Below are 20,762 nucleotides of genomic sequence, written 5' to 3' on the forward strand. Positions count from 1 at the left end.
CAGTCTTTCATCTACACCAACTCAATCCACAAGGGGCAATCGGCCATGGCACAGACTCAACAACAAAGCAGCGGTTTTTCACTGCCGGCGCCGGCCGACGCGGCCTCGGCTGCTAACGCGCCCACCACCACCACGGCCACCGTCATCCTGCCGCCGGGCGAAAAGTTCGAGGGCACCTACACAGTGGTGTCGGACACCTCTTCGCGCGACCTGCTGGTCGGCGGCGGCATTCTGCTGGTGCTGTTTGTGGCCTTCTTCTTTGCCAAGAATGCCTACGCCAACACCATGGTGGCCAAGCGGGTGCCGCCGAACAAGGCCAACGCGGCCGGCTGGTGGCTGTTCGTCTTCCTGGCCAGCCTAGCGACCGGCGTGGTGCTGGCGGCGGTCAATTCGGCCAAGTTCATGACACCTCTGATCATCGGACCGGTGGCGGCGGTCGGTCTGCTAGCGCTGGTACTGATGTTTGTTTCGGGTCGCAAGTAAATAATCAAGCTTCGGCTACAAGGGGAGACAGGCATGGCAGACAGCATCAACCAGACGGTCGGCGTGGGCGCCGTACCGAAGCCAGAGACCAGCATCGACCTGCGTCCGACGCTCTTCATCGGCGTCGGTGGCACCGGTATGGAGGTGTTGATGCGGGTGCGCCGGCGCATCCTCAACACGCTGTGGGGCGGCTCCGGCGCACGCACCAAGGTGGAGAGCCTGGCCGACTTTCCCGTGGCGCAGTTCATCCAGTTTGACCTTGACAGCGGCGCGGTGATCGACAGCGGCCGGGCCCAGGCCGAGGACCTGCAGTTCGACCTGGTCAAGTTCAGCGACGACGAAAAGATCGTCGAGTCCTTCGACATGGACAAGTACAGCCGCGACGACGACGCGCTGGAGAAGTACCCGCACATCAAGGAATGGCTGTCGTTGACGCCCAAGAAGATCCGCGAACTGGGCATTGACCCGGCCAAGGGGGCAGGCCAGATCCGGGCAGTTTCACGGCTGTACTTCTTCGACAAATACGCCAAGGTGCGCGACAAGATCCGCCTTAAGCTCAAGACCCTGAAGGCCGGCCTGTCGCACGAGCGCCAGCTCAGCCAGTTGGGCCTGAAGATGGAGAACAGCAAGTTCCGCATCGTGGTGATCGGTTCGGTGGCCGGTGGCACCGGTTCGGGGGCCTTTCTCGACATGGGCTTGCTGGCGCGCTGGCTGGCCAAGACCGAGGTCGGCGCGGCCGACGTCGAGCTGATGCTGTTCCTGCCCACTGGCTATAGCGGCGCCAACAAGGACCGCACCGAGGCCAACGGCTACGCCGCGCTGATGGAGCTGGAATCGGCCATGATGGGCAACAAAGGCTACGTTGGGCGCTGGGACGCCTTTGACCAGCCCGAACTGTCGCGCGAACCCTACGGCGAGGTCTACCTGATCGACTCGGGCAACCTCGCGCAGCAGCACACCAAGGACGTCAAGGACGTTTACCAGATGGTGGCCGATGCCTTGTTCGAAGACTTCGCCTCCGGCGACTTCGCGCGGCGCAAACGTTCGGTGGCGGTCAACCAGGCGCAGCACAAGAACTTCCTGCACGACGCCCTGGTACCGAAGAACCGCTTTGCCGACATGCGCCTGTCCTATTCCAAGCGCTTCTCGGCCTTCGGCCAGGCGGTGCTGGACACGCGCCAGGAAGCCCGTCGAAACGAGCGCGCCCACCGCTGGGCCGGCGAGATGCTCAAGGCCTTCTTCGGCGTCGGCGGCTCCGACATCGGCGCCAACCGCGCTACCGACAAACAGCGCGACGACTTCATGGCCACCCACATGGCCCTGCGCGCCTCGACCTTCAGCGATTTCCCCGAGTTCTCCGACAAGACCGTCGAGCTCAAGCGCAGCAGCGGCGAGTTCACCGATTACTTCATCGTCGAGGACCTGCTGCAGGACAAGAACGGCCTGCTGCTGGCCGGTGTCGAGCAGCGCGTCAACCACCGCATCGACGACATCCGCAACGGCTTCGACCGGGGCGAATGGCCGGTGCAGGTGCGCGAGGCCGTCAAGCAGCTCGAGCGTGATGCGGTGCGCGACCAGGACTCGACCGCCGACACCACCGAGGACCGCGTCGCCAAGCGCCGCCGCGAGGTGCTCGATCGCGTCAGGAAAACGGTGCGCGACCAGCTCTACGCCTACCTCGACAACAAGGAATTCGGCGGGCTTGAATACGTGCTCTCGCTGGTCGAGCAGATCAAGGACCGGCTCGAGGTCTCAGGCAGCGGCCTGATCGCCGCGCTGACACTCAACGGCGAGCGTTATCGCGAAATCAAGGAGGCCGTGCGCAGCCGCGAGGTCGAACGCCTACTGACCAATCTGGAGCAGACCAAGGGTGGCTTCTTTGGCGGCGGCGAGAAGCAGGCCGTCACCGTGATGGACCAGTTGCGCATCGAGATCGCCAACGGCATCAAGTTCCACCTGCGCGCCAAGGCCGCCGACGAGGCCGCGCTGTTGATGGGTGAACTGTCGGCCTGGCTGGGCCGCAAGATGGGCGTCGACGCCCAGGGCCAGGCGGTGTGGAACGGCCTGGTCGGCGAACTGCAGGCCGGACGCGAGTCGGTGCTGGCGATGCTCGATCAGCTGCAGCGTGCCAACGCCATCCTGCAGCAGGATCTGAAGAAGGACCATGCGACGCTGATCACCATTCCGGCACCCGACCGCGAGATCCCGATGCCCGGCGCGGCGCAGCTGCGTGAATGGGCTGACGAGGCCTTCAAGGACCTGGGGGGGTCAAAAGCCCTGTTCCCGATGCTCGGCGAGGTCGAACAGCGCGGCAAGATCCTGGCCAAGATCAAGCGTATGGCCGAGCGCCAGCTGGCGCTGGCCGCCAGCGTTGACGGCGACGCGGCGGCCACCGACCCGCTGGTCGAGGCACTCGAGCAGATGAACCCGGCGGCACGTATTGATGCCTTTCGCAAGCTGCTGGCCTGCGCAATGCCCTGGATCGACGCCAACCTGTCGGGCGACTTCACGGTGCGCGCCGACCAGTACAAATGCTTCATCGGTGTGGCCGGTGCCGACGAGTTCAAACGCAAGTTCGGCCCCGAACTCGACACCTGCATACCAACGCAGGCCGGCATCACCGCGGCCCAGTTGAGCATCGTCGAAAACGGCGCCTCCGGCCGGGCGGTCTGTTACAGCGAGCTGTCGGGCGTGCCGATGACGGTGCTGCGCGGGCTCGAAGGCTGGCGCACCAGCTACCGCAAGGAATCGGAAAAAAGCCCCACCCACACCCACATCGATTCAACCCAGTTCAGCCATCCGATTGCACCGACCACGGACGAGATCAACCGCCTGGCTGAGGACTTCAAGCAGTTCCTGCTGGCGGTGATGCTGGGTGTGCTGACGCGCTCGATTCAGCGCGTTGTGCCGCCGGGACAGTACCAGTTTGCGGTGGCGCGCGGCGATGTGCGGCGTATCGGCAACGAGCGGGCGATCCGCCAGAATGGCCTGCCTTTGGCATACCGCGAGGCCATCGTCGCACGGGTGCAGGAGCAGTTGGCCCAGGCCGGCGCGCAGCAGCTGGCGGCGCTGGCCGCGCTGTGTGATTACTACGAAAGTGCCGTCTACACCCCGAAGCTGGTGTCCGATGCAACCGGCGCCGAGCAGGTCCGCAAGGGATTCGCCAGCGCGATCTCGGCCGAGGCCAAGCAGGATTTGCGCGACCGCGCGCGCCGCAAGGGCCTGTCGGAGCGTGAACTCGAGCAGGCGGCCACCAGGCTGCTGGACAAGCTCAAACCCTGGGCGACGCCGATCGGCGATTCCGACGCCGATGCCTACGACTGGGAAGTGCGCGAACCCGGCGAGGACGGCCAGCCCCGGCTGAAGTACCTGATCAACGCTGACATGCTGGAACCCGGCGCACTGGAGGCCTTGTTGCAGCCTGCTGTAGTGGCCGCCATGCCGGTGATGCCTGGTGTCATGCCGCCACCCTTGGGCGGCTTGGCATCGCAACTGGCGCCCCAGTACCACATCGGCGTCAACGGCCAGCAATACGGCCCCTTCGTCACGCAGCAACTCGCGCAGATGCTGGCGGCCGGGCAAATCGCCGCGGCGGGCACCAAGGTCTGGCGCCAGGGCCTGCCGGCTTGGGTCGAGCTGAGCCAGCTGGCCGAGCTGGCGCCCTTGCTGCAAAGCCCGCCGCCCTTGAGCGCTGGCATGCCACCCCCGCTGGCTTGATTTTTTCAGGGGCTGACTTGGAACCGTCTTTCGAACCTTGTCCCGGCTGCAACGCGCCGCTGTACGACGCCGTAGCGCATTGCCCGTTCTGCGGTGTCGCGCAGCCCGTCACTGATGACCAGCCGGTCGGCCAGGCAGCCGGTGCATCGGTGGCCGCCGCCGCAACGGCGGCGCCAATCCGGGCGCCAACACCGGGTCCTGCGGCTGCGGCGCCGGCTCCCGCTGCGGTGCTCAAACCGAAGCCACCGGTGCTGCCGGCAAAAACCAAGGCCACAGAGCCAGCAGCCGAACCGGTCACGCCGCTCGCCCCATCACCGGCCACCCCAATGCGCGATGAGCCACCGCCACCGCAAGCAAAGCCACCGCGCTCCAAGAAGGGCATCGTGGTGACGCTGGGCTTGGCTGCCTTGGTCGGGGCCTACCTGTTCACTCAGCCAAGCCAGAAGGAAACCGCCTGCGACCAAGCCTTGAACCAGGCAGCCGCGATGCTGGCCGGCGGCGACGCCGCAAATGCCCGCGCCCAGACGGTGCTGGCGCAGACCTCCTGCAGTGGCGAGGCCCGCTCCAAGGCCGGCGAGCTGCAGTCGGCGGCTGACAAGCTCCTGGCTGTGCAAGCCAGATGCGAGCGCAGTTTCCGCCGCATCGACAGCCAGATCACCGAGCACCGCCTGCAAAGCGCCCGCAGCACACTCGACGAGATCGACACAAGCTGCGCCGATAGCCCGCAGGGCAAAGGCCTGCGCACCCAGATCGAAACCGCCCAGGTCGCCGCCGCCGCCGCCGAGGCCGAGATGCACAAGCAGCTCGCCGACGGCGACTTGAAGGCCGCGCGCGCCGCCTTCGACCAGATCAGCGCCAACAACCGCGAGCATCCCGATCTGGCGACGCTGCGACGGGAACTGGCGGCGCGTGTCAAGGCCACGGAAAGCGACCAGCCGACCAACGCGGCGGCGGCAGCAGCGGCGGCGGCGGCAGCAACCCCAGCGCGCGAGGCGCCGCAGTCCGAGATGGCACAGTCGTTCCTGCGCGACGCGCAAACCGCGATGAATCAGCTCAAGTTCGATACCGCCAAGACCTATGTTGAGAGCGCGCGTCGCCTCGACCCGAACAACCCGCTGGCGCCCGCGCTGGCCCGCCGGATCAGGGAACGCGAGCTGCAGTACTTGGAGGAAGCGACATCCATCAAGTGATGCCGCCTGGCCACCTTGCCGCACCCGTTGCCAAACATTTTTATCCCCCCCCCCGAAAGCACCCAGGAAAACCCCATGAACCTATTCAAAAATCTTCAACGTACCGTGGTCCACATCACGGCAGCCGCTTTTCTCGTAGCCTGCGCCGCTCCGGGTGGCCCGGGCGTCGGCCAGACCGACGCGGCGGCCGAAGAAGATCCCTGCAGCGTTGGCAAGAGCGCGATGGCCGGCGCACTTGCCGGTGCCTTGCTTGGCGCGCTGCTGAATGGCTCAAGAGGCGCCGGCCAGGGCGCGCTGGCTGGCGGCGCGCTGGGTGCGGTGACTTGTGTGGCGATCAACTACCAGTCGCGCCAGACCAAGAGCGCGGCGCAGTCCGATGCCGACTACCAGAAGGCGCGTGGTGCGCTGCCGAGCGAGCCGACGGTTGTGTCCTACTCGGCACAGCTTGCCAAAAACTCGGTGCAGCGTGGCCAGCCGATGAAGGTCAACTCCACCCTGGAAATGGTCAACGGCACAAGCCAGCAGGTACGTGAGGTGCGTGAAGAGCTGATCATCTACCACCCCGGCGGCACGCAGTTCAAGACCGGCAACAAGCCCTTCAAAGCCAACACGGCCGGGCGCTACGAGAACTCCTTCGAGGTCAAGCTGCCCGAAGGTGTGTCCCAGGGTGTCTATCCCTTGAAGACCAACGTCTACATCAACGGCAAGCTGGCCGCCACGCGTGATCTGCGCACCCAGGTGGTCTGGGATGGCAGCTCTGGCGTGCTCGTAGCATCGCGTTGATGCTTCGGCTGAGCTACCCCCCCCCATCTCTCAGCTGCCGGTTTGGCTGCGGCATTTTGACAAGCTTGCAGGCCGCAATGAGTCTACTGCGGGTACCCAGAGTTGCTAGATTGAACGGCAGGTATGAGGCAGGCAATTCAACAAACTGTAGACCCACTATCAGCCTGCAGCGGTAGTAGGTTCTGATTTCCTGAGCGTCTGTTACTGGCCCGAACCGGGTGCCCCCGATTTCGAGTGGGCTGACCGTTCACGCCGCTGACCCATCAACTGAAGCCCGCTGATGTCGGACTACCCTGTTCACTTGCCGGCGGCGCTGGTCAGCAGGGGAACGCCCAGAACAAAGCGCAATGGCGCTTTCTGCTTCGCATCCGCAGACAACGCTACAAGTTCCAAGTCTTTCTGGCCTCAAGCCCTTATGCATAAAGGGTGAGCAGCTATTATTTTTACTGCATCAAACCTGCGTCTGAGTCACAGAACTGCGAAAGCGCAGCAGCGCTACCACAAAGAACACACTGCCCACCCCCAGCATGCTGAGCATGTCGACCCAGACCACGTCCAGCCCCGCGCCCCGGTACAAAATGGCCTGCGCCAGCCGCACAAAGTAGGTGGTGGGCGCGGCCAACATCAGGTTTTGCACGACTTCAGGCATGCTTTCACGCGGCGTTACGCCGCCAGAGAGCAGTTGCAGCGGGATGATGGTGAGGATGATCAACAGCCCCAATTGCGGCATGGAGCGCGCCAATGTGGCCAGAAAAATACCGATGGACGCTGCCGCAAACAGGTACAGCGCCGCCGCCCCCACAAACAGCGGCACCGACCCGGCTATCGGAACCTTTAGCACCCACTGCAACATCACCGTCATGGCGAAGATGACCCCCACCAGCACCGCCAGTCCATTGGCCCAGATCTTCGCCAGCATGATCTCAAACGGTGCCAGCGGCATCACCAGCAAATGCTCAATGGTGCCGTGCTCACGCTCGCGAATCAGCGCAGCACCGACCAGAATGATGGTCAGCATGGTGACATTGCTGATCACCTCCATCACCCCGCCAAACCATTTGCCATTGAGGTTGGGGTTAAAACGCACCCGGGTGACCAGTTTGATTGGCAGCGCCGCGCTGTCGCGTTTGCCGGTTAAAAACTCGGTGATCTCACCCGCCGCAATCGCCTGGATGTAGCTCGCGCCAATGAACGACTGGCTCATGTTGGTGGCGTCGATGTTGAGCTGCACCTCGGGGTGGCGCCCAGCCACCAGATCGCTCTGGAAGTGGGCCGGAATGATCAGGGCGAAGGAATACAGCCCCTGGTCCATCACCGGGTCAACGTCCCTTAGGGCGATCTGCTGTGGCAGCTTGAAATACGGCGGGTACAGCGCGTCCACCAGGCGGCGCGACAGGGGTGAGTGGTCTTCGTCCACCACCGCCACCGGCGCGTTGTGCAACTCGGTCGAACTGGCGGTGGAGGCCACATAGATGCCGCCGGAAAACGCCCAGATGATCAGCGCCAGCAGCACCTTGTCGGCCACCAGACTGCGCAACTCTTTCAGGCCCAGCCGGTAGATGTTGAACAGGCTGGCGACAAAGGGATTCTGAAACATGCTCACTTCTCCTGCTTGCGCAACAGCACCAGGCTCAGCAGCGTCAGCACCGGAATAAACGCCGCCAGCGCCAGAAATTGGCCGGTCAAGTCGCCAAACGACAACGCCTTGGTAAACACCCCGCGGCAAATCACCAGGAAATAGGTGGCCGGGAAAAACTGCCCGATCCAGTAGCCTGCTCCTTCGAGCGAGCTCACTGGTGTAGTCAAGCCCGCAAACTGCACGGTGGGCAGCATGGTCAAAATGGCTGTGCCAAACAGCGCCGCAATTTGTGTTTTTGTAAAGGTGGAAATCAGCAGCCCAATGCCGGTGGTAGCGGTCACATACAGCAGCGCGCCAAAGGTCAGCGCCACCACACTGCCCTTGACCGGCACGCCAAAGATCAGCACCGCCTGCAACAACAGCAGGAAAAAGCTGACCATCGACATGGCAATGTAGGGCAGCTGCTTGCCCACCAGAAACTCCAGCCGGGTGACCGGCGTGACATACAGATTGGTGATGGAGCCCAGCTCTTTCTCACGCACCACACCCAGCGCCATCAGAATCGCCGGAATAAAGATCAGCAGCAGCGGAATCACCGCTGGCACCATGGCAAAGATGCTCTTGAAGTCCTGGTTGTAGCGGTAACGCGCCTCCAGCGTGGCGGGCTGCACCGCCAGGCTGCCGGTCGCATCCAGCACAAGCTCGGTCACATACTGGTAGTGCAGGCCTTGCACATAACCGCGAATGGTCTCGCCGCGAAACGGCATGGCGCCGTCGACCCAGACGCCTACCTCGGGCTGGCGCCCAAGCCGCAGATCACGCCCGAAACCCGCAGGGAGCTCCACCGCCAGCGACAACTCGCCCTGGCGCATACGCTGGTCAATGTCGGCACTGCTGGTGAGCGCGGGTTGCGCGATGAAGTAGCGCGACCCGGCAATGTTCTGCACATAGGCCCGGCTCTCGGGCGTCTTGTCGCGGTCGAGCACCGCAAAACGCAGGCCCTCCACATCCATCGAGATGCCATACCCCAGCACAAACATCAGCAGGACGGAGCCCAGCAGTGCAAAGGTCAGGCGGATCGGGTCGCGACGCAGCTCCAGAAACTCGCGGTAGGCGTAACCGAGCAGGCGGCGCAGGCTGAAGGCGGCGTGGGGCGGCGTGACCCGTGGCTCTGAAGATGCTATGTTGTTTGTATCACCTTGCGCAATGACGGCAAGGGCTGGAGCGGGTTTTGATGTAATTTGTGTCGGCTGTATTTGGACTGTTGCGGCGTGGGCAACTTCCGGCAGTGCGGTATCTGTGGCAGGCGGCGTGCCACTGGCCTCTTCCAGGTAACTGATGAAAGCGTCTTCCAGCGTAGCCGAGCCACGCGCCAGCCGCAGCGCTTCGGGCGTGTCGCTGGCCAGCACCCGCCCGGCATGCATCAGCGAGATGCGGTCGCAACGCAGGGCCTCGTTCATGAAGTGGGTCGAGATAAAGATCGTCACACCTTGGTCACGCGACAACTCGGCCAGCAGCTCCCAGAATTGGTCGCGTGCGATCGGGTCGACGCCCGAGGTGGGCTCGTCCAGAATCAGCAGTTTGGGCGCGTGCACCACCGCCACTGCCAGTGACAGGCGCTGGCGGATGCCCAGCGGCAGCTCTGCTGCCGGCTCGTCCAGATAAGCACCCAGCGAAAAACGCGTCACCAGCTCGTCCAGCCGGGGGCCGATGGATTCGGGTGGCAGGTGGAACAGGTGCGCGTGCAAGTCCAGGTTTTGCCGCACTGTCAACTCACCATAGAGCGAGAACGACTGCGACATGTAGCCCACCTGCTTGCGGGTTTCCAGGTCGCGTGGGTCCACCGGCTTGCCAAACAGCGTGGCCTGGCCCTCGGTGGGTGGCAGCAGGCCGGTAAGCATCTTCATGGTGGTGGTTTTGCCACAGCCGTTGGAGCCCAAAAAGCCAAAAATCTCGCCACGTTCGATGCGAAAACTCACGTCATCCACCGCAGTGAAATCGCCAAACCGCTGCGTCAGGTGGCTGGCCTTAATCGCCGGTGGGCCGCTGCTTGGCTGGCGCGGCGGCATCACCAGCGTGCGGTGGGCATTGCGCTGTTGCGCGGGCAGCAGGGCAATGAAAGCCTCTTCGAGCGTGGTTTTGCCAGTGTCGGCCAGCAGCTCGGCGGTGCTGCCGGTGCCCAGCACCCGCCCGGCATCCATCGCCACCAGCCAGTCAAACCCTGCAGCTTCTTCCATGTAGGCGGTAGCCACCACCACGCTCATGCCAGGGCGGCGCGCGCGGATGCTGTCAATCAGCTGCCAGAACTGGCGCCGCGACAGCGGGTCAACGCCGGTGGTGGGTTCGTCCAGAATCAGCAGATCGGGGTCGTGGATCAAGGCGCAGCACAGGCCCAGCTTTTGCTTCATGCCGCCCGAGAGTTTGGCCGCAGGGCGGTCGCGAAACGGCTCCAGCCCGGTGCTGGCCAGCAGTTCGTCGATGCGTGTATTGCGCTCACGCGCGTTTTGTCCGAACAGGCGGCCAAAAAAGTCGACGTTCTCAAAAACCGACAAGGTGGGGTAGAGGTTTTTTCCCAAGCCCTGCGGCATGTAGGCAATGCGTGGCTGGGTAGCGTTGCGCTGCTTGCGGTTGCCCATGTCGGCCCCCAGGGCAGTCACCTGACCGGTCTGGATTTCCCGGGCACCGGCGAGCAGCGCCAGCAGGGTCGATTTGCCCACGCCATCCGGCCCGATCAGGCCGACCATGCAGCCTGCGGGTAGCGCCAGAGTGATCTCCTCCAGCGCCAGCACTTTGCCGTAGCGCTGGGTCACGCCACGCAGGCTGGCGACGCTGGCGCTGGGTGCGGGGGTGTTCACGGCGGTTTAGCGCAATTGCAGGTTTTGCGGCCAAGGTGCTTGCGCGTCGGTATGCACATACGCCATGCCGGGCATGCCGCCTTTGGTGATCTGCTCATGCTGCGCCAGCCAGGCAGCGTCGACTTTGACCTTGACGCGAAACATCAGCTTCTCGCGCTCGCTGCGGGTTTCCACCTCTTTGGGGGTGAACTGGGCGCGCGGTGCGACAAAGGTCACGGTAGCGGGCAGCACCTGGTCAGGCAGGGCATCCAGCACAATGCGCGCCGGGCTGCCTATGGCCACTTTGCCCGCTTCGCTCGTCGGCAGGAAGATGGTCATGTGAACGTCGGTCAGGTCCAGCAGCGTCAGCAGCTTGGACCCTGGTGCCAGCACCTCGCCCGGCTCGGCCAGACGGTAGAGCACGCGGGCGGTGATCGGTGCCTTCAGCGCGGTGTCGTTCACGGTGGCGCTCAGGCTCTCGCCACGGGCAGTTGCCGCTTCTACCGCCGCCTGGGCCTGCATCACCCGCAGGCGGGCAGCGGCCAAGCCCGCATCGGCACCCTGCTGGGTGTTGCGGTCGCGGTCAAGTTTTTCACCGCTGATAAAGCCTTTTTGCACCAGCTGTTGCGAGCGTTTCAGCGTCATCCGTGCCAAATTCACGTCCGACTGCGCTTTTGTGACGCCCGCTTGGGCCTCGCGGGTGAGCTCCTGCGCCTGGCGCACCTGAGCCTCAGCACCGCGCAGCTGGGCGGCAATATCTTGCGCATCCAGCGAGGCCACAACCTCGTCTTTGACCACTCTGTCGCCTTCGTGCGGTGTCAGACTGGCCAACCGCCCGCCCACTTTGATGGCCAAATCAACCTCAGTGGCTTCCAGCCGCCCGTTGCCAAAAGCCACGCCCTGCGGCAACTCAGGCGCACGCATCTGCCATGCGGCAAACCCGACGCCCAACGCCGCCACCAGCCCCAAGCTAATGAAAATCTTGGTGCGGGTGGACAGGGTGCTTTTCATAAGGGCCTCGAGGGTTAAGGGTCAAAAAATCGATGGGCGCAGACCGTGCGGCTTGACCCATGGATTTGATGCTACACACCGCAACCCGTTTGAACTGTGCGCCAGGCCCTATTGGGGTGCCGGGCGTGAACGAATGCCGTATCAGCTTGCTGGGCCGGGTTTTGCCGCTGGTTTAAGCGCTAAATCGTGCTCTAGCCCTTATCCTATATGCGCTGATAGCTATCTTTTTTAAACAGAAGCTGTGCCCTCATCCTGCCCCATTGGCACCTCAGGCGTCAGCACCGGGCCTTGGCCGCTGAAGCGCTCCAGCGTGAGGTAGATCACCGGGGTAATGAACAGGGTAATGGCTTGTGAAAACACCAGCCCGCCCACGACTGCCAGGCCCAGCGGCTGGCGCAACTCGGCACCGGCGCCAATACCCAGCGCAATCGGCAGCGCACCCATCAGCGCCGCCAAGGTGGTCATCATGATCGGTCGAAAACGCAGGATGCAGGCCTCGCGGATGGCCTGCTGCGGCGTCATGCCGTGGTGGCGCTGTGCGTCCAGCGCAAAGTCGATCATCATGATGGCGTTTTTCTTCACGATACCAATCAGCAGCACGATGCCGATGGTCGCGATCAACGTCAGATCCTGACCAAACAGCATCAGCGTGGCCAGCGCCCCCACCGCGGCTGAAGGCAAGCCCATGAGGATGGTGATGGGGTGGATGTAGCTCTCATACAGCACGCCCAGCAGCACGTAAATTACCAGCAACGCAGCCAAAATCAGCACCAGTTGGCTGCCTTGCGAGCTTTTAAACACTGCCGCGTCACCGCCGTAGGTGCTGATGATGGAGGCGGGCATGGCGATGGCTTCACGCGCTGCGTCGATCTTGGCAGTAGCATCCCCCAGCGCCACACCGGGCGCCAGGTTGAACGATACGGTGACCGCCTGCAACTGCCCGACGTGGTTGATTGAGGTCGGCCCCACCGTACGCTGCACCGTGACAAAGCTCGACAGCGGCACCAGCGCACCCATAGAAGACCGCACGTAGATAGCGCCCACCGCGCTTTCGTCCTGCTTGTCTTCTGGCGCCACTTCCATGATCACCTGATAACTGTCGGTGGGCAGGTAAATGGTGGACACCTGGCGCTCGCCAAAGGCGCTGTAGAGCGCGCTGCGGATGCTGTCAATCGACACGCCCAGCGCGTTGGCCCGGTCACGGTCGATGTTGATCTGCGCCTGCAGACCGCGCAGTTGGGCGTCGCTGGTGACGTCGCGAAACAGGGCGTCGCTGCGCAAGCGCTCCAGCAGCTTGTCGGCCCAGTCGTTGAGCTCATCAGCGCGCACGCTTTGCAAAATGTATTGAAACTGCGCTTTGCTGGGTCGCCCGCCCAATTGCAGGTTTTGCGTTGGCCGGATAAACAGTTTGATGCCCGGCACCGCATTGGTTTTTTTGCGCAGACCGTCCACGACCTGTTTCATGGGTGGGCGCTCGTTGCGCGGCTTCAGGGTAATGAACATCCGCCCGGTGTTTTGCGCGCCACTGCCGCCGTTGAACGAGTTCAGCGCCGCCACCGCCGGGTCAGCGCGGATGATGGCGGCGGCACGTTCTTGTAGGCGCACCATTTCCTCAAACGAGGTGTCTTCGCCGGCTTCGGTGGAGACAAACATTTGGCCCAGGTCTTCTTCGGGGAAAAACCCCTTGGGGATGATCATGGTCAGCCAGACGGTGGCCACAATGGTGGCGGTAGCCACGCCCAAAATGAATATGCGGTGCACCAGCGCCCTGTCCAGCCAGCGGGTGTAGCCGGCCAGCATGGCGTTGAAGCCGCGCTCAAACAGCCGCACGATGTACCCAGACTTCTTCTTCGTCGCCTCGTCGGTCAAAAAGCGGCTGGCCAGCATCGGCACAAGTGTCAGCGACACAAAGGCCGAGACGAAGATGGCCAGCGCCACCACCACCGCAAACTCATGAAACAGCAGACCGATCACACCCGGCATGAAAAAGATCGGGATGAGCACCGCAATCAACGAGGTAGAAATCGAGATGATGGTGAAACCCACTTCTCGCGAGCCACGCAGCGCGGCTTGAAACGGTTTTTCGCCCTTCTCTATATGGCGGATGATGTTCTCCAGCACCACAATCGCGTCGTCAACCACCAGGCCCACTGCCAGCGTCAGGCCCAGCAGCGAGATGTTGTCCAGGCTGTAATTCAGCCCCCAGAGCAGCGCCACCGCGCCAATCAATGACACCGGCAAGGAGAGCGCCGGGATCACCGTGGCCACAAAGCGCCGCAAGAACAAAAAGATCACCAACACCACCAGCACCACTGTGCCCAGCAGGGTCAGCGTCACGTCGCGCAGGGCCTCGCGCACCGACAGCGACCGGTCGTTGATCGGCGTGAGCGTGACCGACTTGGGCATCTGCGCCTGCAGACCCGGCAGCGCGGCACGCACTGCGTCCACCACCTGCACGGTGTTGGCGCCAGGCTGGCGCAGGATGGCCAGCGTGGTGGTGGGCTCGCCGTTGAAGGTGGCCCAGCTCTTGGTGGTTTCCAGGCTGTCCTCCACCTGGGCCACGTCGCGCAGGCGCACCGGGTTGCCGCCCTTGATACTGATGATCAGGTCAGCAAACTCGGCGGCGTTTTTCAGCTGCTTGTTGGCCTGCAGCACCAGCGTCTGCTTGGGGCCTTCGAGTGTGCCCACCGGGGTGTTGACATTCGCGGCGCGCAAGGCAGCGGCCACCTCGTCCAGCCCCAGATTGCGCGCTGCCAGGGCGTCAGGCTTGACGCGCACCCGCACGGCGTAACGCTTGGCACCGAAAATGTTGACCTGCGCCACCCCGTTGATGGTGGACAGCATGGGCGAGATCAGGTGCTCGGCGTAATCTTGCAGGTCAGACGGCGCCAGCGAAGGTGAGCGCAGCGAGATCAGCAGCACCGGCGCGTCGGCCGGGTTCACCTTGCGGTACGACGGCGGGTTGGTCATCTCAATGGGCAGGGCGCGCTGGGCGCGCAGCAAGGCGGCCTGCACATCCACGGCGGCCGCGTCGATCCTGCGGCCCTCTTCAAATTCCAGGGTCAGGGAAGTGTTGCCCAGCGTGCTGGTGGAGCTGATGGTTTTCAGGCCGGGCACGGTCTGAAACTGCTTCTCCAGCGGCAGCGCCACCGAGGTTGCCATAGTCTCGGGGCTGGCCCCGGGCAGGCTGGCGCTGACGCTGATCACCGGCGTGTCGTAGCTGGGCAAAGCGGCAATCGGGATGCTTCTGAAACCAATCACCCCGGCCAGCACAATGGCCAGGTTCAGCAGCACCGTCATCACCGGACGGCGGATGAAAAGCTCCGACAGGTTCATGGCTGGCCCGCTTTTTTGCCGCCCGATGCCGCACCCTGTGGTGCGCGCACCACCACGCTGGCATTGGGTCGCAGATTTTGTCGGCCGTCCAGCGCCACCTCTTCGCCTGGCTTGACGCCTTCAATGGCGGCATCAGCGCCCTCAGCGTAAAGCAGTTTGACCGGGCGCATGCTGGCCACGCCGTCTGCAATCACATACACAAAGGTGCCGCGCGGCCCTTGGATCACGCTGACTTGTGGCACCACCACCACATCGCTCAGGGTGGCGACAGTTTGCGACACCTCGACAAAAGCGCCAGGCCACAGTTTGCTGCCAGGATTGGCAAAGTTGGCCTTGGCCATGACCGTGCCGGAGCTGGCGTCCACCAGGTTGTCCATAAATTGCAATCGCCCCTGAAAGCTGCCGCCTTTGTCGGCCAGCACGGCGGTGACCACCGCGCCACCGTCTTTCAGGGCGGCCAGCGCGCTGGACAGGTCACGCTGCGCAATGCTAAAGGCCACGCCAATCGGGTCCAACTGGGTGATGGTGACCAGCGGCGTCTGGTTGGCCAGCACCGCGCTGCCAGCAAACACATTCACCGCACCAGCGCGACCGGCTTGCGGCGCGGTGATGCGTGCGTAAGACAGCGCCACCTGGCTGGCGGTGATCGCCGCCTGGTCAGACGCCAAGGTGGCCTGCCAGGCATCTACCTCTGCCAACGCGGTGTCTAGCGCACCTTGTGAGACGAACTTTTGCGCGAGTAACTGCTTGGCACGCTGCCACTGGCGCCGCGCGTCGTTCAGACTGACCGTGTCTTTAGCCAATTGCGCGCGCGTCTTGGCCAAGTTGGCCTCTTCGGTGCGGGCGTCCAGGGTGAACAGCAATTGCCCGGCTTTGACGAACTGGCCTTCCCTGAAATGCACTTGGCGCAAGGTGCTAGTGATCTGCGACTTGACATCGACGCTGCTGAGCGACACCACTGTGCCGGTGGTCTTGAGGTTGACCGCCATATCGCGCTGTAGTGCGCGCACAGTGGTGACTGAGACAGGGGGTTGCGCACCTGGCCCGCCTTTGGCCGGTGTGCTGGCTGCTTGGGGAGCTGGCGCAGCAGCGGTATCGGCAGGCGCAGCGGCTTGGTCAGAGCAGCCAGCCAGCAGCAGGCCAGCCAATGCTGTCAGGGTGCAAAGTGTGCTCAGAAAGGGGCGTGAGAGGGTCATGGCTCATAATAATTCACGCTTATCCCGGCGGTGTGAGCCGGCCTTTGTGCCCTGGCAAATCTCTTGTAAAGTTGCCCGAATTGGGTCGCCAGCTGCCCGACTCAGACCTGCTTTTGGCGCTTAGGGCTCGTTACGTGTTTGGCTTTGCCTTTGGGCGTCGGCTTTGGCATGCAGCGCTTGGCGCAAAGCGTGGTGTTTAGCTCCGCTAAACCAATGATTTGGAATAGTGCAATGCACCCAAAGCTGACATGACAGATGTGCATGTTATTGCGTGACGAGCCCTTACTGCGCCAGTAGACATCGCCTGCGGTGCCGCCGTTGCTGCGGTAGCGCCTAAACACCCTAGCCAGCGGCCCGTCAAGCCAAGGTCTGTGCGCCGGTTCAGGTGGCTTGGAAGAATTAGCGGACGATTGCAGATAATCAAGCTTCACTCAATAGACGCCATGCACACACCTCTGACCAGCGACCACCTGTTGCCCGAAATTCATCCCCGAGCCGTGCCACCCGCCCTGCTGAAAGCGCTTAAAACACGCTTTGGTGGCCAGTTTTCAACCGCGCAAGCGCTGCGCGAGCAGCATGGCCGCGACGAATCAGCCTTTAGCGTGCCGCCACCCGATGCGGTGGTGTTTGCTGAAAGCACCCTGGATGTGAGCGACGCGGTGAAGCTGGCCGCGCAATACAAGGCCCCAGTGATTGCATTTGGCGTGGGCTCGTCGCTTGAAGGGCATCTGCTGGCGGTGCAGGGCGGCATCAGCATCGACATGAGCCGCATGTCCCAAGTGCTGAGCATCCATGCCGAAGACTTGACGGTAACGGTGCAACCCGGCGTGACGCGCAAAGCACTGAACGAGGCGGTCAAATCCACCGGCCTGTTTTTCCCGATTGACCCCGGCGCTGACGCCACGATTGGCGGCATGGCGGCCACCCGCGCCAGCGGCACCAACGCGGTGCGCTACGGCACCATGCGCGAAAACGTGCTGGCGCTTGAAGTGGTGACCGCCAGTGGCGAGGTCATCCGCACCGGCACCCGTGCCAAAAAGAGCAGCGCTGGCTACGACCTGACGCGGTTGATGGTGGGCAGCGAGGGCACGCTGGGCATCATGACCGAGATCACTACTCGGCTCTACCCGCTGCCCGAAGCGGTGATGGCTGCCATCGTCAGCTTTGACAGTCTGCTTGACGCGGTGAACACCACCATCCAGATCATCCAGCTCGGCGTGCCGATTGCCCGCTGCGAATTGCTGGACGCCAACACGGTGCGCATCGTCAACGCCTACGCCAAGCTGAACCTGCGCGAGGGCGCCATGCTGCTGATGGAGTTCCACGGCTCACCCGCTGGTGTGCAGGAACAGGTCGCTCTGGTGCAAGCAATTGCCGACGAGCACCACGGCCACGCTTTTGAGTGGGCCAAAACGCCCGAAGAACGCACCCGGCTGTGGACGGCTCGGCATAACGCCTACTTTGCCGGCGTGCAGTCGGTGCCCGGCTGTAGGGCCATCACCACCGACGCCTGCGTACCGATTTCGCGCCTGGCCGACGCGCTGCTGGACTCGGTGGCGCAAGCGCAGGCCAGTGGCATTGCGTATTTCATGGTCGGCCATGTGGGCGACGGCAACTTCCACATGGGCTACCTGATTGATCCGACCAAGCCTGAAGAGCGTGACACCGCCGAGCGCCTGAACACCCAACTGGTGCAGCGTGCACTGAAGCTGGGCGGCACCTGCACCGGCGAGCACGGCGTGGGCCTGCACAAGATGGGTTTTCTGACAGACGAAACCGGCGCTGGCGCGGTGGCCATGATGCGCGCCATCAAACAGGCGCTGGATCCGGACAACATCCTGAATCCGGGAAAAATATTTCACTACAACTAATATAGCTGCTCGCGCTTATTGCATAAGGGCTAGAGGCCTATTTGGCTTATAAACCCAGGGTTTGCCAGATCTGATCCACCCGGGCGGTGACTTCCGGGCTCATGGTCAGTGGCTGGCCCCATTCGCGCTGGGTTTCGCCGGGCCATTTGTTGGTGGCATCGATCCCCATCTTGCTGCCCAGGCCGCTCACTGGCGAGGCAAAGTCCAGGTAATCGATAGGTGTGTTGTCCACCAGCAGGGTGTCGCGCGTCGGGTCGACCCGGGTGGTGATGGCCCAGATCACATCGGTCCAGGCGCGCGGGTTCACGTCTTCGTCCACCACCACGATGAACTTGGTGTACATGAACTGGCGCAAAAAGCTCCAGATGCCAAACATCACGCGCCGTGCGTGGCCGGGGTAAGCCTTCTTGATTTGCACCACCGCCATGCGGTAGCTGCAGCCTTCGGGTGGCAGGTAAAAGTCGGTGATCTCTGGGTACTGGCGCTGCAGCAGCGGCACAAACACCTCGTTCAGGGCCAGCGCCAACATGGCGGGTTCATCGGGCGGTTTGCCGGTGTAGGTGGAGTGGTAAATCGGGTCGCGGCGCAGGGTGATGCGGTCAATGGTGAACACCGGGAACCAGTCCTGCTCGTTGTAATAACCGGTGTGGTCGCCAAACGGGCCTTCCAGCGCATGTTCAAAGCCGCTTTTGTGATTGGGGTCGGGGTAGATGTGGCCCTCCAGCACGATCTCCGCCGAGGCGGGCACGCGCAAGTCACTGCCGAGTGCCTTGACCAGTTCGGTGCGGCTACCGCGCAACAGCCCGGCAAACTGGTATTCGCTTAAGGAGTCGGGCACCGGTGTGACCGCGCCGAGGATGGTGGCCGGGTCGGCGCCCAGCGCCACACACATTGGGTAAGGCTTGCCAGGGTTCTGTTTAGAGTGGTCGCGAAAATCCAGCGCACCGCCACGGTGCGCCAGCCAGCGCATGATGACTTTGTTGCGGGCCAGCACCTGCTGGCGGTAGATGCCCAGATTTTGCCGCGTCTTGAGCGGGCCACGGGTAATGACCAGGCCCCAGGTGATGAGCGGCGCCACATCACCCGGCCAGCAATGCTGGATGGGAAGTTTGGCCAAGTCCACATCCTTGCCTTCCCACACCACATCTTGACACGGGGCACTGCGCTGCTCCTTGGGCGCCATGCTCCAAAGCGTTTTCACCAGGCTGCCCATGCCGATCAGCTCTTTAAAGCCTTTGGGCGCTTCGGGTTCTTTCAGGGTGGCGAGCACATGGCCAAACTGGCGCAGCTCGCTCATATCATTCACACCCATGCCCAGTGCCACGCGCCGTGTGGTGCCAAACAGGTTGCCCAGCACCGGCATGCTGTGACCGGTGGGGTGTTCGAACAACAAGGCCGGGCCAGCCGCCTGCAGCGTGCGGTCACACACATCGGTCATTTCCAGATGCGGCGACACCGCCACCGCGATGCGTTTGAGCTCGCCCAGTTGTTCGAGTTGGGTGATGAAGTCTCTTAAATCTCTGTAAGCCACAGCTCTATTCTCTAAAAATTGGAATGAAATAACAGTACGCAGTGCCCATGCATTCAGCTTTTATCCGCAGCGCACGCTGCTTGCCGCTGTCTGGGCATTCATGGGGGTGTTAAGCCCGCCCAGCGTTGGCTGTTGGACTGCGCCAGACCGAGCAAATCGACCACGCGGCTTACCGTGTGGTCAACCATCTCGGCGATGCTCTGGGGCTTTTGGTAGAACGCCGGTACTGGCGGGAAAATGATGCCACCCATCTCCGTCACGCTGGTCATGTTGCGCAGGTGCGCCAGGTTCAAGGGCGTTTCACGCACCATCAGGATCAGGCGGCGACGTTCTTTGAGCATCACGTCGGCGGCACGGGTGATCAGGTTGTCAGACAGGCCATGGGCCACTGCCGCCAACGTGCGCATGGAACACGGCGCGATGACCATGCCGTCGCACTGGAACGAGCCGCTGGCCAGCGCGGCACCCACGTCGCGCACCGGGTACAGCACATCCGCCAACGCCTCGATTTGCGCGCGTGGCATGTCGAGCTCTTGCTGCAGATTGAGCCAACCCGCGTCGGACACCGTCAAATGGGTTTGTACGCCTTGCATGTCGCGAAGCATCTGTAACAGGCGCACGCCGTAAAAGGCACCGCTGGCACCCGAGATAGCCACCACGATGCGCTTGGGCGCCACATTCACGGCAGCCTCAGACATGCGTTGATCAACGTGGCCGCAGAGCCGCCAGACGTGCCATCAAATGCTCACGCGCCTGCGCCATGACATGACGCGGGTGCAATTGGGCAGCGTTGAACACCGGCAGTTCGATCGCGTCGATGGTGTTTTTGACCAGCAGGCCCAGTTCGGTGTCACCCTCCATGGCCAGGCGGCGGCTGAAAAACAGGGTGTCAGGGTCTTCCTGGCGGCGTGCCAGCAGCACAAAGTCATGCGCACTGGCGCTGATGGTCAGATCGGCTGCGCCGGTATTTTTACCAGCCACAAAGCGGCCGTGCTTCCACTCGAAGTCGAAAGCCCATTGCGCATCAGTCACGCGCAAGCGCAGCTTTTTGCCCAGCAGCATCTGGGTAACGTCCGGTGCCAACTGCTTGGCCAGCGCCAAATTCAGCGCGGTCACAAACAGCATGGAGCCCGGCAGCGGCGGCAGGCGGCCCAGCATCTGGCCAACAGGCTTGGGCAATACAAAAGGCTTGGCTGGCATGGTGAGGTCCTTTGAAGGTCGCAAAAATGAA

13 protein-coding genes are annotated in these 20,762 nt (G+C 63.0%); 5 read left to right on the plus strand and 8 right to left on the minus strand.

What is annotated here, in order from left to right; translation table 11 throughout:
* Positions 1-45 precede the first annotated feature (45 nt).
* The 4 genes from BLL52_RS02215 (at position 46) to BLL52_RS02230 (ending at position 6,173) form a co-directional block, all read left to right on the plus strand.
* Entirely contained in the window at positions 46-483 is a 438-nt protein-coding gene (locus BLL52_RS02215) for a hypothetical protein (RefSeq protein WP_075585096.1), read from the plus strand.
* Between the two features lie 33 nt (positions 484-516).
* Positions 517-4,200 (plus strand): tubulin-like doman-containing protein, encoded by a 3,684-nt coding sequence (locus BLL52_RS02220; RefSeq protein WP_075585097.1) that lies wholly within the window; start codon positions 517-519, stop codon positions 4,198-4,200.
* Entirely contained in the window at positions 4,110-5,390 is a 1,281-nt protein-coding gene (locus BLL52_RS02225) for a hypothetical protein (RefSeq protein ID WP_139313279.1), read from the plus strand. Before BLL52_RS02220 ends, BLL52_RS02225 begins: the two co-directional genes overlap by 91 nt.
* 75 nt (positions 5,391-5,465) lie before the next feature.
* Positions 5,466-6,173, plus strand: coding sequence for a hypothetical protein (locus tag BLL52_RS02230; protein WP_075585099.1), 708 nt, complete (start codon positions 5,466-5,468; stop codon positions 6,171-6,173).
* A 451-nt stretch (positions 6,174-6,624) separates the two neighbouring features.
* On the opposite strand, the gene BLL52_RS02235 is transcribed toward BLL52_RS02230, so the two are convergent.
* The 5 genes from BLL52_RS02235 to BLL52_RS02255 form a co-directional block, all read right to left on the minus strand.
* Positions 6,625-7,770 carry an ABC transporter permease gene (locus BLL52_RS02235; protein WP_075585100.1) on the minus strand — a complete coding sequence of 382 codons (1,146 nt, stop codon included), beginning with the start codon at positions 7,768-7,770 and terminating at the stop codon, positions 6,625-6,627.
* 2 nt (positions 7,771-7,772) lie between these two features.
* Positions 7,773-10,607 (minus strand): ribosome-associated ATPase/putative transporter RbbA, encoded by a 2,835-nt coding sequence (gene rbbA, locus BLL52_RS02240; protein ID WP_075585101.1) that lies wholly within the window; start codon positions 10,605-10,607, stop codon positions 7,773-7,775.
* A gap of 6 nt (positions 10,608-10,613) precedes the next feature.
* A complete protein-coding gene (locus BLL52_RS02245; RefSeq protein WP_075585102.1) occupies positions 10,614-11,597 on the minus strand; it encodes an HlyD family secretion protein in 984 nt (327 codons plus the stop codon).
* A gap of 228 nt (positions 11,598-11,825) precedes the next feature.
* Entirely contained in the window at positions 11,826-14,933 is a 3,108-nt protein-coding gene (locus BLL52_RS02250; protein ID WP_075585103.1) for an efflux RND transporter permease subunit, read from the minus strand.
* Positions 14,930-16,129 (minus strand): efflux RND transporter periplasmic adaptor subunit, encoded by a 1,200-nt coding sequence (locus tag BLL52_RS02255; RefSeq protein ID WP_083633738.1) that lies wholly within the window; start codon positions 16,127-16,129, stop codon positions 14,930-14,932. The genes BLL52_RS02250 and BLL52_RS02255 overlap by 4 nt, the downstream gene beginning before the upstream one ends.
* A gap of 443 nt (positions 16,130-16,572) precedes the next feature.
* Between BLL52_RS02255 and BLL52_RS02265 the strand changes: the two genes are divergently transcribed.
* On the plus strand, positions 16,573-18,000 hold the full coding sequence (locus tag BLL52_RS02265) for an FAD-binding oxidoreductase (RefSeq protein ID WP_075585105.1): 1,428 nt from the start codon (positions 16,573-16,575) through the stop codon (positions 17,998-18,000).
* A 46-nt stretch (positions 18,001-18,046) separates the two neighbouring features.
* Here BLL52_RS02265 and ubiD read toward each other — a convergent pair whose 3' ends face one another.
* The 3 genes from ubiD to ubiT all read right to left on the minus strand — a co-directional run bounded on the left by ubiD (position 18,047) and on the right by ubiT (position 20,731).
* Positions 18,047-19,531, minus strand: coding sequence for a 4-hydroxy-3-polyprenylbenzoate decarboxylase (gene ubiD / locus BLL52_RS02270; RefSeq protein WP_075585106.1), 1,485 nt, complete (start codon positions 19,529-19,531; stop codon positions 18,047-18,049).
* A gap of 98 nt (positions 19,532-19,629) precedes the next feature.
* Complete coding sequence (locus tag BLL52_RS02275; RefSeq protein ID WP_075585107.1) at positions 19,630-20,229, minus strand: UbiX family flavin prenyltransferase; 600 nt, start codon at positions 20,227-20,229, stop codon at positions 19,630-19,632.
* 7 nt (positions 20,230-20,236) lie between these two features.
* Positions 20,237-20,731 (minus strand): ubiquinone anaerobic biosynthesis accessory factor UbiT, encoded by a 495-nt coding sequence (ubiT, locus tag BLL52_RS02280; protein ID WP_075585108.1) that lies wholly within the window; start codon positions 20,729-20,731, stop codon positions 20,237-20,239.
* Positions 20,732-20,762 lie beyond the last annotated feature (31 nt).

Origin of the sequence: Rhodoferax antarcticus ANT.BR (assembly GCF_001938565.1) — a bacterium.
GTDB lineage: Bacteria > Pseudomonadota > Gammaproteobacteria > Burkholderiales > Burkholderiaceae_C > Rhodoferax > Rhodoferax antarcticus.